At 64.0% G+C, this 15,945-nt stretch carries 10 protein-coding genes and 1 tRNA gene; 4 read left to right on the top strand and 7 right to left on the bottom strand.

The genetic code is table 11. The features are described from left to right. The first annotated feature begins 304 nt into the window (after positions 1-304). Both ACN6O8_RS09270 and ACN6O8_RS09265 read left to right on the top strand, forming a co-directional pair. Positions 305-1,489, top strand: a complete 1,185-nt coding sequence (locus ACN6O8_RS09270) for an acyltransferase family protein (protein WP_427990773.1) — start codon at positions 305-307, stop codon at positions 1,487-1,489. A 114-nt stretch (positions 1,490-1,603) separates the two neighbouring features. Further along, positions 1,604-2,524, top strand: coding sequence for a glycosyltransferase family 9 protein (locus tag ACN6O8_RS09265; protein ID WP_427990772.1), 921 nt, complete (start codon positions 1,604-1,606; stop codon positions 2,522-2,524). A gap of 89 nt (positions 2,525-2,613) precedes the next feature. On the opposite strand, the gene ACN6O8_RS09260 is transcribed toward ACN6O8_RS09265, so the two are convergent. Together ACN6O8_RS09260 and ACN6O8_RS09255 are read right to left on the bottom strand one after the other, a co-directional pair. Continuing rightward, a complete protein-coding gene (locus ACN6O8_RS09260) occupies positions 2,614-3,756 on the bottom strand; it encodes a glycosyltransferase family 4 protein (RefSeq protein ID WP_427990771.1) in 1,143 nt (380 codons plus the stop codon). Between the two features lie 320 nt (positions 3,757-4,076). Further along, complete coding sequence (locus tag ACN6O8_RS09255; RefSeq protein ID WP_427990770.1) at positions 4,077-5,681, bottom strand: EAL domain-containing protein; 1,605 nt, start codon at positions 5,679-5,681, stop codon at positions 4,077-4,079. 146 nt (positions 5,682-5,827) lie between these two features. Between ACN6O8_RS09255 and ACN6O8_RS09250 the strand changes: the two genes are divergently transcribed. Both ACN6O8_RS09250 and ACN6O8_RS09245 read left to right on the top strand, forming a co-directional pair. Beyond that, a complete protein-coding gene (locus ACN6O8_RS09250) occupies positions 5,828-7,435 on the top strand; it encodes a diguanylate cyclase (protein WP_427990769.1) in 1,608 nt (535 codons plus the stop codon). Between the two features lie 237 nt (positions 7,436-7,672). Beyond that, the gene (locus ACN6O8_RS09245) at positions 7,673-8,689 is read left to right on the top strand and encodes a helix-turn-helix domain-containing protein (protein ID WP_427990768.1); all 1,017 of its coding nucleotides are present in this window, start codon (positions 7,673-7,675) and stop codon (positions 8,687-8,689) included. A 773-nt stretch (positions 8,690-9,462) separates the two neighbouring features. On the opposite strand, the gene ACN6O8_RS09240 is transcribed toward ACN6O8_RS09245, so the two are convergent. From ACN6O8_RS09240 to ACN6O8_RS09220, 5 genes are all read right to left on the bottom strand, one after another. Next, positions 9,463-9,541: transfer RNA gene (locus ACN6O8_RS09240), tRNA-Ile, on the bottom strand. 9 nt (positions 9,542-9,550) lie between these two features. Continuing rightward, positions 9,551-11,818 (bottom strand): RNA polymerase sigma factor RpoD, encoded by a 2,268-nt coding sequence (gene rpoD, locus ACN6O8_RS09235; RefSeq protein ID WP_049075163.1) that lies wholly within the window; start codon positions 11,816-11,818, stop codon positions 9,551-9,553. An 831-nt stretch (positions 11,819-12,649) separates the two neighbouring features. Beyond that, a complete protein-coding gene (gene dnaG / locus ACN6O8_RS09230) occupies positions 12,650-14,713 on the bottom strand; it encodes a DNA primase (protein WP_427990767.1) in 2,064 nt (687 codons plus the stop codon). Positions 14,714-14,732: 19 nt separating this feature from the next. Then, positions 14,733-14,945, bottom strand: a complete 213-nt coding sequence (gene rpsU, locus ACN6O8_RS09225; RefSeq protein WP_006218592.1) for a 30S ribosomal protein S21 — start codon at positions 14,943-14,945, stop codon at positions 14,733-14,735. Positions 14,946-15,388: 443 nt separating this feature from the next. Next, entirely contained in the window at positions 15,389-15,931 is a 543-nt protein-coding gene (locus ACN6O8_RS09220) for a phosphoribosyltransferase (protein ID WP_427990766.1), read from the bottom strand. Positions 15,932-15,945: the final 14 nt, after the last annotated feature.

The raw sequence follows: 15,945 nt of genomic DNA, 5'->3' as shown, positions 1-15,945 counted from the left end.
AAGCGGCGCGACGCCAGGGGCCGAAGAATGTTGTAAACCGCTAATATTCATCGGGTTTTCCCTATTGTTCGGCCCCAGGCGCGGCAGTAGATTGAAGTCGCCGGGCTGTCTGACACCCATCGCGTGCGAAGCCGGGCAGGAGCGCCTCAGACTCATCTCGAGCTGGGGCGCTCTTCCATTTCGGGATTCGCCTGGCACGGCGCGCCGCTCCCGCCTGGCATTACAAAATCTATACAGAGTCGCGCAATCCCGTCACAGCACGCTGGCTAGCATGGCGTCTTTCCGTTCCAGGATCGACCGACCCATGCTTGCCCATGCCCCACCGCCCTGGGCCGCCCGCCCCGGGCATGGCCCTGCCCGCACCCCCGCCATCGATGCGCTGCGAGGGCTGGCGATCCTGTGTGTCGTGCTGCTGCATATCCAGATCCATATCCCGCAGGAACAAAGCCTGCTGGGCAAGGTGCTGCCCGCCGCCCTCTTCAATCTCGTCTTTCGCAGCGGCTACTACGGTGTCATCATCTTCTTCGTCATCTCGGGCTTTCTGGTCACGCACGCGTCCATCGCGCGCTGGGGCAGCCTCGAAGCCATGCCCTGGCGCGCCTTCCTGCGGCGCCGCTTCGCGCGCATTTATCCCTGCCTGCTGCTGTTGGTGTTGCTGCTGGCCGGCCTGCACCAGGCCGGCATGCCCGGCTTCGTCATCGACAACACCAGCGCGACCCGCGCCGTGGCCGCCGCGCTGGGATTGCATCTGAACTGGCTGGAGGCACAGACCGGTTACCTGCCGGCGGCCTGGAACGTACTGTGGTCGCTGTCCATCGCGCAAGCGTTCTACCTGGCATTTCCGTTGCTCGGCCTGCTGTCCTTGCTGGCGGGCCGACGCGCCCTGGTCCTGACCTTGCTATTGTTCGTCGCGCTCGGGCCTTTCGCACGCGTGGCCTTCAGCGATAACGCGATCTGGGCGCAGCATGCCTACCTGTCCGGCATGGACGGCCTGGCCATCGGCTGCCTGGCCGCGTTGTATGCCGCGCGCCCGGGGCTCACACATCCTGCGCCATCGCGCCGCCCCGTCCGCCCGCTGCTGCTGGCAGGGACAATGCTGTTCGTGCTGGCGTTCCTGCTGCGCAAGGCCACTGCCTCGCTGGGGCTGACGGCGCTAGGCGTGAACGTCACGGTACTGGAGATTGGCGTGGCCTGCCTGCTGATCGGCTGGACCCGACGCTCGCGCCCGCCTTGTCAGAATCCGCTCCTGGCCGCATTGCGATGGGCCGGTCACAACAGCTACGAGATCTACCTGACGCACATGTTCCCGGTTCTGTTGCTGGCGGCCGCGTCCTGCCGCAATTCCGGCGGCATGGTCTCGACCTGGTGGCGCGCGGGCGCGTTGACCGCCACCAGCGTGCTGGCCATCCTGCTGTCGGCCATGCTGGGCGGGCTGCTAGCCCGTTACTACTCGGGGCCCATGCGCCGCTGGCTGGCGGGATCGCGCTGAGTCCGCGGCCGGCCCCGCCCACACGCCGCTGACAGTCCGCCGGGGAGGCAAGCCGTCAAAAAAACCATAGGATCGGTTATCCTCCGCTGCAAAAACAGCGAGGAAAAATCACACGTGAGCCACGCTCATACCATCACGACCGGCAAGCTGGCGCTGGTGCTGTCCAACCGGCTGGGTGACACGTTATACCAGATGACCCTGGCCAACAATCTGCGCAAGGCCGGCCACGACCTCACCGTCTACGGCGTGCATGGCCATGCGCTGCGCGAGTGGTTTCCGGCTTTCGACATCCAGCCGCTGCCGCCCGACATTGGCGGCCTGGCCGGCTACGACACCATCGTGCAGATGGATCCCGACAGTCCCTTCGACGGGCTCACCCGCGTCTGCAAGCGCTTTCTGAGCACCAAGGAATGGGGCAAGATCCGCGCCGCGCCGCGCCGGCACGATGCGCCCAACGGCATCCTGGACGAATTCCGCCGTTTCTCGGCCGATGCCTTCGGCCTGACCGACTGGAGCCATGACAATGGCCTGTGCGCCCCGGCAAGGCTGAAGGCGCGTCGCCACGACAAACGTGTCATCCTGCATCCGACCTCGAGCGAAGCCGAACGCTGCTGGACGCCGGGCAAGTACGTCATCGTCGCCCGCCGCCTGCGCGCCATGGGGTACGAACCGACCTTCGTGCTGGCGCCGTCCGAGCGCGCCTTCTGGCTGCCACTGCTGGAACAGGCCCACGCCGGCCTGGTCGAGGCCCCCTCCATCGCCGGCGTTGCCGCCGAGGTGTACGAATCCGGCTGGTTCATCGGCACCGATTCCGGCATCGGCCACTTAGCCTCATGCTGTGGCCTGTCGACCGTCACCATCGTCGACCGCCCCCGCAACATGCCGCGCTGGCGCCCGGCCTGGGCCGACAACATCATCGTCAAGCCCTGGTGGCTGCCCCTGCGCTCCCTGCGCCGCAAGTATTGGCGCGAGGCCACCACGGTCGCCGCCGTGATGCGTTGCTTCGGCCGCATGGTGCGCCGGCGCGGCCACTGATCCCTGAATGCCACCGGGCCGGTTGCCCGCGCATCGGCAACCGGCCCGGTGCGTGGGCGCCACGCCCGGCGGGCGTGGTACCGCGCGGCTCAGGCGGGCGCCTCGACGTTCCGGGCCGACCTCGCCCGCTCCATCGCGGCTTCGTAAGCCCCCAGCGTCTCCGCCATTTTCTGCGACAGCATCAAGTTGCGGTCGGCAAAAGTCCGCGCCTGCCCGGCAATCCTGGCCGACTCGTCGGGATGCGCCCAGATCCACGCCAGATGATCGGCGAAACCCGCCACATCGCCCGCCGGCGCCAGCCAACCAGTGCGGCCGGGATGCACGATCTCGGGCAACCCGCCGACCGCGCTGGCCACCACCGGGCAGCGGGAGGCGTAGGCTTCCGGCACCACCCGCGACCAGGCCTCGTTGACCGAAGGCACCAGTACCGCATCAGCGGCATGGATAACGTGGGCGATATCTTCGCGATGTCCGGCAAAGGTCACGTGGCCGCCAATGCCCAATTCAGCGGCCAATGCGTGCAGCAATTTGCCGTAGGCCGCCGTCGCGCGCGTCGGCGCGCCCACCACCAGCGCGCGTGCCGGCACGCCGCGCTGGCGCAGGGTGTGCACCACGCGCAGCAGATCCTCTTGCCGCTTGTCGGGACGCAGCATGCCGATGGTCGCCACCACGAACGCGGCCGGATCAATGGCCAGTTCCTCGCGCGCCGCGCGCCGCATCGCGTCCTTGTCCGCGCCGACGAAAAAGCCCTGATCGGCCCATTCGCCCACGACACTGATACGGCCCTGGCTGGCAAAGCCCGCCGTCATAATGTCGCGTGCCCCGCCCTGGCTGGTGGTGATGACGCGGTGGCAGCCCAGCTTCCACTCCAACCGGCGGCGCCACGAGGTGCGCAACGGCCGCGAGAAATGCCAGGTCCGCACCAGCGAACACAGGTCGCGGCACAGCGCGCTGGCCTTCGCGTCGGGCGTGCCGTGCGCATCAATGACCTGAATACGCAGATCCTTCACCAACCGCCGCAGCCTGAGCACCCCCGACCAGGAATACGGGGAATTGAAATCCATGCCGACAGCCGCCAGCCCCCAACTGCGCGCCAGCTTGAGCGTCTCGCTCCGCGGCGGGGCCGCGATCGCGACCGCATGGCCGTGCTCCCTTAGCCAACGCGCCTGATCCAGGACCCGAAATTCCAATCCACCCAGGTTCGGGCCGGAGAGCGTGTGCAGAATTTGCATGAAAATGACGACCCAGGCACGGTGTCGCCCCGGCGGGCCATGGCCCCCACCGGCCCGAAACCGCCTGAAATTCTTTTTTTGTGAAATTTAGCTACGGGTCAGGAATATAGGTGGCTAAAAAGGGACGAATTAAGCAAGAGTTTTAATAATTGTTAATTTATTTGCTTATTCTGTAACTTTTTAATTCAGCCAAATTCCCCGAGCGACGAACGCGCTGCCGTCCTCGGGGGCGGGCCTGGCGTATGACGCGCTCCAGGGGCATCCCCTCCCCGCCACGATCACCCCGACGGCAATCGCCAGCCACTTGCCCCCGCGCGCGATCACTGCGGCTGCGTCACAACCCCGCCTCTGAGGGCGCGCCCGCCCCGCACCGGCAGCGCCTCGATCAACTCGTCCAACGACAAAGCCCGTTCAAAATACCAGCCCTGCACCTTGGTCACGCCATGCTGGGAAATCGCCTGCACCTGCTCCGCGTTTTCGGCGCCTTCGGCAATCACATCGAGGTGCAGTGACCTTGCCAGGTCGATGATCTGGATCGCCACCGTGCGTTTGGGCCCCTGCTCGACCATGCCTTGGGTAAACACCCTGTCCAGTTTCAAGTAATCGACCGGGAACGATCCCAGGTAAGCCAGGCTTGAATAACCTGTTCCAAAATCGTCGATCGCCACCTTCACGCCCATTTCACGTATGGCTCTGATGGTTTCGCGCGCGTTCGCTTCCAGCAACCCGCGCTCGGTCAATTCGATGAGCAGCGCTTCGGGAGGAATGCCGGTCACCTGCAGCAACCGCTCCACCAGGTCACGCCCCGAGCCCGACCGCGCTTCGTTCGCCGAGATGTTCAAGGACACGTAAAAACCGTGCACGCGCGAGGTGATCTGTGGAATGTCCCGGGCCGCCAGATCGAATACTTGCGCGGCGATCTCTTCCGACAATCCCAGCCGTTCCGCCGCGGGAATGAAAACATCCGGGCCGATCGGCTCCGCCCCGAAAGGGCGCGCCCAGCGCAACAAAGCCTCGGCGCCGATCCACTTGCCCGTGGGGATATCGACGATCGGCTGATAGGCGAGATAGAACTCGCGGTGTTTGATCGCTCTGCGCAGATGATGCGCCAGATCCTGGACGCGGCGTTGCCGCCAGACGATCAGCCCGCACAGCATCAGGCCCGTCATGGCCCCGGCCACGCCCACCGCCCAGCGGGTCGCGGCCAGATTGTGCAGATACGCATCGCGCGGAATCGCCACCAGCGCCACATGCTGAAACGTGGAAGACGGGGCCAGCGCGACCACCGTTCCCGACACCTCCGTCACCATGGCGCGGCGGCCGGCCGCCCCGAGCAGCCATTCAGGCTGCACGTATCCGACACCGAAGAAGCGATTGGTGGCGCCGGGATAGAACAGCCCCAGTGTCGCCGCGGGTTCGAGCAACATCGCCGAACTGACGAGGTCGCCACGATTCAGGAAGATCGTGTAGCCATTGCGCGCCAGCGCGATGTATCGCAGGCTCGGCGCGGCCGGCAGCACCACCTCCGGCCAGACGCGGATGCCCTGCGCCGTGACGAAGTCCGGCGTGCCCAGATCGGTTCCATCCAGGCTGCGGCCCAGCGATGAACAGATGACCCGGCTGTCTTCGGTGTAGGCAATCGCGCGCAGCACCGGCGATTGCAGCACCAGGCGCCCCATTTCGGCCTGAATGTATGAAGCGCACGGCAGCGTGCCACTGAGCCCCCCCAGCGATCCGCTCACACTCTCCAGTTGCCGCGTGACGCTGTCGGCGCGCGTGAGCATTACCTCGGATAGGGCGGCGGCCTGAACCTTCGCCTTCTGGACGGCAAAATAGGTAAGCAACTCCAGCCCGATATAAATCGGCACGGTCGCCGCGAACAGCAGGCCGGCGGTGAACACCAGCGTTGTCACAACTTTTCCCATGCGACCAACACCTCTATCAAGTGTTTGACTATGACCGCAAGCTTCCGGATCATTATCAGCGAAAATCAAATCGCATAGCGAGAAACTGAATCTTCCGGCATTCTGGATCCGGCACAATCACGAACCCCCTGTCGGTCGAGAAATCCATGGCGGAAACCGATTCTGCGAATGCCCCCACGCCAAAACTGCCCTCCATCCGGCGTGCCCTGCTGTGGCTGGGCATCGCCTGTACGGTACCCACCATCCTAGTAGCCTCGGCCGCCACTTACGAGGCCTATCTGCTGCGCAAGGAACGGGTCTACGAGACGGCCGTGATCACCACCCGCACCCTGGTCGCGGAACTCGATCGCGAGTTGCGCGCCATCGAGGCCGGACTGCGGATACTGGCCACCTCCGAAGAGTTGCAGCAAGGCCGGCTCGGCGCATTCCACCGGCGGCTCCAGGACGCGCTGCAACTGCAGAACGTCGACGGCTATGTTCTGCTGGATCACCAAGGCACCCAGGTGGTGAACAGCAACGCCCCGTTTCCTGGCCCCACCATCCACACGGCCCTGCCCGACGCCGTGCTGCGCGAAGCGCAGTCGCCACAGGGCGTGGTCACCAATCTCTTCAATACCGCATTGCGCGGCGAGCAGACCATCGCGGTCGGCATACCCGTCTCGCTGCAGGGTCAGGTGCGCTACAGCCTGTTCGCCGAAGTCAAGCCCCAGCGCATCAGCCAGGTACTGCGCCGGCAGGCGATGCCGGAAGGCTGGGTCGCCGCCGCACTCGACAGCCAGGGGCTGATCGTGGGCAGGACCCGCGACGAGGCCCGCTATGTGGGCCAGCACGCCGTACCGTCGCTCAGAGCCGCGATCGCGGACTCGCCGGAAGGCACCTTACGCAGCGAGACCAAAGAGGGCAATCCGGTGCTGACGGCCTTCAGCCACAGCCGCGACCGGCTCTGGGCGGTGGCGGTGGGCGCGCCGATCAGCTCCTTGCAATCGGATCTGTGGCGCTCCATGGTCTGGGTAATCGGAGTGGGCCTGACGATCATCGCCATGGGTATCTGGGCGGCGTACCGGCTCGCGCTGCAGATCCGCGCATCCATCACCTCATTGAGCGAACCGGCCATCGCGCTGGGGCGGGGTGGCGCGGTCTCGGTGCCCGCCACCCAATATCGCGAAACCGCGCTGCTGGGCGACTCGCTGCTGCGCGCGGGCCAATTGCTGTCGCACGCACAGCAACTGGCCTACCAGGACCCGTTGACCTCGCTGTGCAACCGCGTCCTGTTCACCGAACTCGCCGCCCACGCCCTGGCTGCCGCCGCCAGGGTCTCGCGCCCGGTCTCGATCCTGGCGGTCGACCTGGATAACTTCAAGGCGGTCAACGACACCTACGGCCACAAGACCGGCGACCTGGTGCTGAAGATCGCCGCCGAGCGCATGACCGGGGCGCTGCGCGAGGCCGACGTCCTGTCGCGCTTCGGCGGCGACGAATTCGTGGTGCTGCTCGACGCCACCGACGGCGCCACCGCCGAACAGGTGGCGGCAAAACTGAACGCGGCGCTAGCCGCGCCCTACCCTGGCGTACGCGTCGCGGTAACCGGTTCAATCGGCATCGCGACCTATCCGGTCGACGGCGACAGTCTTGGCCAGTTGTTGCAGGAAGCCGACAGGGCGCTCTACGAAGCCAAAGCCGCCGGCCGCGATCGCTACACCAGCGCATCCCCTTCGCTCAGGGCCGCCACCCTGGATCAATACGACATGTCGTAAGTTCTTGGGCAACCCGCGCCGCACAAGCCCCCTCGTCCCCTCATGCCACGGGCGTGCCGATGTGGAACCGCAATTACAAGATCGCCAATCTGGGGTAAAAAGCTGTCCTGACACAAACCTTAATTCAGCTACCCCGCGAACCCGATGCTGCGCTCGTCTGCCCTGAACCCGCGCCCGCGATCCACGGAGCCTCCCCCCGCGTCCCCCAGGTTTCATGTCAGGCTCGACAGCGCCACCATGCCCGACGCGGCGGACGTCTGGCGCACGCTGGTGCGCCCCTACGTCGATGCGCGCATCGAGTCCGATCCGCGACAGTTCTTCGGCGAAATGGCCGGCACGCATCTGGGCGACAGCATGATCAGCCGCAGCACCAGTGCCGCCACCATGGCCAACCGGCGCCACGCCCTGGATATCCGCCTCGGACAGATGGACCACTTGCTGATCCAGTTGCTGCTGGCCGGCAGCATCCGCGGCCAATATGGCAAGCGCAAGGTCGACGTGCCACCCGGCTCGATCAGCCTGCTCGACCTGGGGCAGACCCTCGATACGCGCACCGACAGCCTGACCACCATCACCCTGACCGTGCCCCGTGACCGGTTGCCCACTTCGCTGCGTGGCCGCAACCTGCACGGCATCGTCCTGCCGCCCGAAGACGGGGCGACGCAATTGCTGGCATCGCACCTGCAAGCGCTGATGACGCACGCCCCCCGGCTCACCCACACGGCCATGGCCGCCCACGTCAATGCCGCGCTGATGATGCTGTGCGGCGGCCTGTCGCAACCCGTGCCGGCCACCGCCGATACCCAGGAATCCGTGCGCGACAGCATGCGCAGGCTGGCCCAGCGCCAAATCGAACGCCATCTCGATTCCGACCAGATCTCTCCCGAGCACATCGCCACAGCGATCGGCGTTTCGCGTGCCGCCCTCTACCGCCTGTTCGAACGCGACGGAGGCGTGCGCGCCTATATCCAGGCACGCCGGCTGGATCGCTGCTTCGACGAACTGCTGCTATCGACCGGCAGCCGCATCATCATCGCGGATCTGGCGTATCGCCACGGATTCTCCAGCGAAAGTGTGTTCAGCCGGGCGTTTCGCCGACGCTTCGAAATGAGTCCCGGCGAGGTTCGCACCCGCGCCCAACGGGCGCGCGCGAGCCAGCACCTGGACACCAACGGCACCCCCGACGTAACCACGGTCAGAGCTTGGCTGGAGAGCATCCGCGGCTACCCGGCCGCCACGATCCAAACGGGCTGATCCGCGGCAGGCGGGTGATTTACACGACGGATGAAATTGACAAGGCCCCAAGCAATCCTTTTATGAACTCCGTGTTGCGCAGGCATTCCTGACTGCAACTCCAAGGCGCGCAGCTTGTGTGCGGTCAGGTCACGGGTTGGGACGCTTCCATTAAGCCACGCATTTACCACGCCCGATAGCAGTATCCACCAACCCCGGATGGCTCACTCTTTGATCCCAACACTAAACAAAACAATAACGTCCGGCGGTAGGGCAATATCCTCCATAGGTACCTGAGGAACTCTGATTGTGTCGCTCCTAGCGTGAAGCGCATATGCCCCTGGCAACAGAAAAAATTCTTCACTCCATCGGCCGTCGCGACCAATATGGCCTTTAATAGGCTCAGATTGCCGGCCCTCCTTCCACAATACCAACCGCAGCGGGGCACCCGGCGTACCCGTTCCAGTCACAACTAGCGCCCCTTCCCCAACCGTTAAATGCTGCGTCGGATACACGATAGCAAAGTCAGACATAGCTCTTCCTAGGACGTTAGTGGCAAATTGGTATTAACGCCTCTTTTGCTACAACTCCCTTTTTGATAGCTGACGATTTCAATTTGATTTCGTGCACCACTACTAGTGTCAATAATCCCATCGTCCTGAAATTGCGCTCACCTCGCCCCACCCAGCTTGCCCGCCACGCAGAGGACGTCAAGATTACGTCAATGTCGGCGCTGGAAACGAAACAGCCGCCATTGCTGGCGGCTGTAGCTGCCTGATTGCTCAGGACTTTTTTGGTAGGCCCCCCGAGAGTCGAACTCGGCACCAACGGATTATGAGTCCGCTGCTCTAACCAGGCATGAGCTAGAGGCCCAGGAAACGATTACTGCCCTTCCAGGAAGCTCTTCAGCTTGTCGGCCCGGCTGGGGTGACGCAGCTTGCGCAGCGCTTTAGCCTCTATTTGGCGGATGCGCTCGCGCGTGACGTCGAATTGCTTGCCCACTTCTTCCAGGGTCTGGTCGGTGCTCATTTCGATGCCGAAACGCATGCGCAGGACCTTGGCTTCACGCGGGGTGAGAGAGTCTAGCACTTCCTTGACGACATCGCGCATCGAACCATGCAGCGCCGCATCCGAAGGCGCCAGCGTGGACGTGTCTTCGATGAAATCGCCCAGGTGCGAATCGTCGTCGTCACCGATGGGCGTTTCCATGGAGATCGGTTCCTTGGCGATCTTCAGGATCTTGCGGATCTTGTCCTCGGGCATGTCCATCTTCTGCGCCAGGGTCGCGGGATCCGGCTCGGCGCCGGTTTCCTGCAGGATCTGGCGGCTGATCCGGTTCATCTTGTTGATCGTTTCGATCATGTGGACCGGGATACGGATGGTGCGCGCCTGGTCGGCGATGGAACGGGTGATGGCCTGACGGATCCACCACGTCGCGTAGGTCGAGAACTTGTAGCCGCGACGGTACTCGAACTTGTCCACGGCCTTCATCAGACCGATGTTGCCTTCCTGGATCAGATCCAGGAACTGCAGGCCGCGGTTCGTGTACTTCTTGGCGATCGAGATCACCAGGCGCAGGTTGGCCTCGGTCATTTCGCGCTTGGCCTTGCGAGCCTTGGCTTCGCCGGTGGCCATGCGCTTGTTGACGTCCTTCAGGTCCTTCAGCGGCAGCACGACGCGCGTTTGCAGGTCGATCAGCTTTTGCTGCAGTTCCTGCACGGCGGGAATCTGGCGCTCCAGCGTTTCGGCGTACGGATGGCCGGCGGCCACTTCGTCGACGACCCACTGCAGGTTGGTTTCGTTGCCCGGGAACACCTTGATGAAATGCGTGCGCGGCATGCCGGCACGATCCACACACGTGTGCAGAACCGCGCGTTCGAGCTGGCGCACTTCTTCCACCTGGTTGCGCAGTGTGTCGGCCAGCTTCTCGACCATCTTGGCGGTGAAGCGGATGCCCATCAGTTCGTTCTGGATCGACTCCTGCGCGCGCACGTAGACGTCCGACTTGTAGCCGTCCTTCTCGTACGACAGGCGCATCTTGTCGAACTGCTTGCCGACCTCGTCGAACTTGGCCAGCGCCTTCACGCGCAGGTCTTCCAGTTGCTTGCTGGACATGCCGCCGGCGGGGCCGTCGTCGCTTTCGTCTTCATCCGCGGTGACACCGGCGCCGGCGTATTCCTCGCCGTCTTCCGGATCGACCAGACCGTCGACCACTTCGTCGATCTGCGCCTGACCTTCACGCACGCGCATGACGTGGGCAAGGATTTCGTTGATGGTGGTCGGGCAAGCCGAGATGGCCATGACCATGTGCTTCAGGCCGTCTTCGATGCGCTTGGCGATCTCGATTTCGCCTTCGCGCGTCAGCAGCTCGACCGAGCCCATTTCGCGCATGTACATCCGCACGGGGTCGGTGGTGCGGCCGAAGTCGGAGTCCACCGTGGTCAGCGCGGCTTCGGCTTCGTCTTCGACGTCATCGTCGTTGGAGGCGACCGGCGCGTTTTCGCTCATCAGCAGCGTTTCGGCATCGGGCGCCTGGTCGTAGACCGCGATCCCCATGTCGCTGAACGTGCTGATGATGCCGTCGATGGCCTCGGCATCGACCAGGTCATCGGGCAGATGGTCGTTGATTTCGCCGTAGGTCAGGTAGCCGCGATCCTTGCCCAGCTTGATCAGCTGCTTGAGGCGGTTGCGGCGGGCTTCGTACTCTTCGGCCGAAACAGGGCCGCGGGCGATCAGATCCTTGGGATCGGCCTTGCCGCGCTTGCCACCGCGCTTGGGCGGCTTCAGATCGGGCAGGACTTCGCCTTCGCCGTCCATGGTGTCGTCGAAACCGTCGGAATCGTTGTTGGCGTTCTTGGCCGGGCGACCCGGACGGCGGCCGCTGGGGGCCGGACGCGCGCTGCCGACCAGGTCGGCAAGCTTGTCCTCGGCCTTCTTGGCACGAGCCTTGGTCACCTTTTCGGGCTTGTCTGCCGCCGCCGTCTTGGCAGCCGCCTTCTTGGCGGCCGTCTTGGCGGCGGGCTTGGCGACCTTCACCGCCGTCTTGGCGGGCGCTTTTTCCGCCGCCATGCTGACGACACGCTTGGCCTTCGTGGCCTGCGTGTCGGTCGCATCAATTGCAGAGGAGGATTTGCCGGTGGATTTGGTCATAGTCGCTTCCGTGGTCGTCGCAACCCGTTCGGGCATGTTGCACCGCATGATGCCGCTGCCGGGCAAAGGCCCTTCGCGGTATCGATACGGGTAAATCCGGTGAATCGGCGGAAGCCTTGCGGCTGCGTTGTTCGCAGCACCAGCTCTTGCGAGCCCGCCTGGCGTCGTTGCGGTGCGTGACCGGCTGGACGCCTGACGTGCAAGGCTTCATCCCGCGGCGGACTCCGGGCATCGAGGGGGGCTGCCTGCCTATAAATAGGCGTTGCTTGCCTGGCGGGCCTTGCCCTTGGCAGCTAGATAGACACAGCACCCAAACCTCAGACGCGACGCGAAGATAACCGCCGCCGGACTGCGTGATTCACCACTCAGCTATAGTAATTAACTATGTAACAAATTTGACGCGCCCATCCGCTTTTTTTCGCGCTGGCGCATGGGGCGTTCCCCACCGGGCTTCCCGCCCCAGGGCTTACCGGTCAACCGGTACCACCCTGCTCGCCAACCCGCACACTTCAGCCGACCTGCCCGTCAAATCCTTAAAACCATTAGATTCCGGCGACGCAAATAGATTCCGCCCGCCGCATTTTTTTTGCCGCAGCCCGTTGTCACTGCCGCACAATCACATTCGCACTCTCAGCCACTACTGCCCTGCCGGCCGCGCTCCCTGCCGCCTGCCTGCATTCCCGGCGGCCTTCATTCCTGGCCCATCATTCTTGGCCCATCATTCTTGGCCCATCATTCTTGGCCCATCTTTCCCGGCCGCTTTTCTTTCCCGGCCGCTTTTGATCCACAGGCCCTTCGGCTCGCGGTGGAAAACCCTTGATTTTACCGCATTTAGCGTATGCCGGCACCTTTTAGCACCAGCATGCGGCTTGACAGCTCCAGGTAACGCTTGCGCGCCTCCTCGGTCGCCAGGCCAGCCGCCGCCAGCTTGGCCACTTCCGCCTTGGCCGCATCGAATTCGATGCGGCGCAGCGCGTCGTCCCACTCGGTCTGCGGATCCGGCAGATCCTCCTGGGACAGTATGTCGACCCGCAAGCCCTTGAGCACCGTCGCCAGATCCGAGTCCGGGTCGGCGGCTTCCAACAGCGCACCCACATGGCGCGCCCCGCTGGTTTGGGCCAACATGATCAGATCCCTTACCAACCCCAGATGGGGGCCGTGGTCGATGACTTCAAGCTGCTGGTCGCCCATCGAGTCCACCAGCTCCGGGTGGGCCAGCAACAGGCTCAACAGGCGCTTGGCCAGCGACGGCATGGTGCGGCGCCCTTCGAAGCCGCCGACATCATCACGCCTGCCCTTCCAGTTGCCCTTGCCGCCCTTCCAGTCACTCTTGCCCTTCCAATCATTCTTGCCCTTCCAATCCCCCTTCCCCTTCCAGCCCTGCTGGCCGGCACCGGCGTTCCAGCCACCGCCCGGATCGCCGCCCGGCGCGGAAAACTGGCCGTAGTCGGTGTATTCGCCGTCATCGGCCGGGATGTCGTGAAAATCATGGCCGCCGAAGTCATAGCCAGCTTCCGGCGGCGCGCCATCATGCGATGCCACGGCAGCGCCCCCGCCCGCTTCCGCGGCGCCTGGCCGGACCGGCGCGCCGAACGGCTTGGCGGGTTGCTGCGCCAGCACCTGCGCCATTTCTTCGGGCGTCAGTTGCACCAGCTTGGCCATCTCGCGCTCGATCTGCACGCGCAATGCGCACTCCGGAATCGATGCCAGCAGCGGCTTGGCCTCGTGCAGGCAACTGGCACGGCCTTCGGCCTCGTCCATGTTGTGCCGCGACGCCAGCTCATCGAGCAGGAAGCGCGACAGCGCCACCGCCTCGCCCAGGCAGGCGCGAAAGGCTTGCGGCCCCAGTTCGCGCACGTACGAATCGGGATCGTGTTCGCTCGGCAGGAACAGGAAGCGGATGGCGATATCGTCGCGCAGCACCGGCAGGCACGCCTGCAACGCGCGCCACGCGGCACGCCGGCCGGCGCCATCGCCATCAAAGCTGAAGATGACCTTGTCGCTGGTGCGCAGCAGCTTCTTGACGTGATCCGGCGTGGTCGCGGTGCCCAGCGTTGCCACGGCGTTGGCGATCCCTTGCTGCGCCAGCCCGACTACGTCCATGTAGCCTTCGACCACGATGACCTGCCCTTCCTGGCGGATCGCCTGGCGTGCCTCCCACAGGCCGTACAGCTCCTGGCCCTTGGAAAACAACGGGGTTTCCGGCGAATTCAGGTACTTGGGTTCGCCTTTGCCGATGATGCGGCCGCCAAAGCCGATCAGGCTGCCGCGCGCGTTGCGGATCGGAAACATGATCCGTTCGCGGAAGCGGTCGTAGCGACGGCCGTCTTCGGACTCGATCACCAAGCCCGATTCCACCAACGTAGGATCTTCGTAATTGGGAAAAACCTGCGACAGCCCGTGCCTGTCCGTGCCGGACCAGCCCAGGCCGAAATGCGCCGCGATCTCGCCGGTCAGGCCGCGCTGCTTCAGGTAGCGGATGGCCGCGGGCGAGGCACGCAACTGCTTCAGGTAATGGGCCTGGGCCGCGTCCAGCACTTGCGTATGGCGGGATTCCTCGGCCTTGCGGCGCGCGGTTTCCTGCTGCTGGCGGGGACTGCGATTTTCTTCGGGAACCGTCATTCCCGCCGAAGCCGCGAGCGTGCGCACGGCCTCGGGGAAACTGGCGCCCGTGTGTTCCATCAGGAAAGTGATGGCACTGCCATGCGCTCCACAACCGAAGCAGTGATAGAACTGCTTGGTGGGGCTGACAGTGAATGACGGACTTTTTTCGTTATGAAAGGGGCACAGGCCAAGCAAGTTGGCCCCACCCTTTCGCAACTGCACATACCGCCCGACTACATCAACGACGTCGACCCGGGCGAGTAGTTCCTGGATGAATGATTCTGGAATCAATAGATTCGGGAATCAAAAATCAATACAGGCGCGGGGGCAGTTGCTGGCTACGGATGCGCTTGTAGTGGCGCTTCACGGCGGCGGCGTGCTTGCGCTTGCGCTCGGCCGTGGGCTTCTCATAGAACTCGCGCGAGCGCAGTTCGGTGAGCAAACCGGTCTTTTCGATGGTGCGCTTGAAGCGACGCAGAGCGGCTTCAAACGGTTCGTTTTCCTTCAGTCGAACGATAGGCATAAAGTGATTGGCCTGCTTGTAGGGTAACAAAAGTTGATGACAAACCTGGCTTGCTTACCAGCAACGCCACGGGGGTTCCCGGCGGCGACCCGCCTGTCAGCCCAGGCCGCAGACCATGCATACGCGAATATAGTAATCGGGCATGCCCATCCGGGCCAAGAGAACCGCGCCCCCGGCTTGCGCCCTGGCACCGATCCCTCATTTTGCGCTTCCAGGCGGCTACGCCAAGAGCCTTGCAGCGCTAAAGTCGCTGGCGGTTTCCGTTACCCAAAGACTACCCAGAGAGTAACAAGCCAAGTTCGGTTTAGCGATAACCAGCGATTCTAGCATGGTCATGGCCATTTTGACTACAGGGAGGACAGTCTGGCGCCATCTCGCGATCCGCCCGGCCCAGGCCAAGCACGGGCAGCATGGGCTGGCCGATTATCCGTCCCCGTATGGCTTCAGCCCTTCGATCCTTTGCGGATCCAGGCTTCCAACTGATGCGGACGCAGGCTGTCGTAGTCTTCGAACGGCTGGTGAATCCAGGGGTTCGTGGGCAGCTTGTCGACGTAATAGTCGGGCTGCGCCTGGGAATGCCCCTTCCACCACAGCACGGCGCTACGCAGTTCGGTGATGTCGGCGAACTGGCTCTTGAGGTGGTCGTACACCTTCATGAAGGTCTTGCCGGTATCGACCATGTCGTCCACTAACAACACCCGCCCGGACAGGGTGCCGCGCGTGATAGTGATGAACTGCGCGATATCCATATCGCCCTGCTTGGTGCCCGCGGCTTCACGGTAGCTGCTGGTCGCCAGAATGCCCAACGGCACATCAAAAATCCGGGACATGACGTCGCCCACGCGCATACCGCCACGCGCCAGGCACAGAATCTTGTCGAACTGCCAGCCCGACTGATGTACCTGCAAGGCCAGGCGCTCAATCAAACGGTTGTAGTCGTCCCACGTCACCCACAGATGGCTATCGTCACTGGTTGGCGCGCTCATAGGCAAGGATCTCC

The organism is Achromobacter sp. (assembly GCF_050285565.1).
Classification (GTDB): Bacteria; Pseudomonadota; Gammaproteobacteria; order Burkholderiales; family Burkholderiaceae_B; genus Achromobacter.
This window is presented reverse-complemented; position numbering and strand designations above follow the sequence as displayed.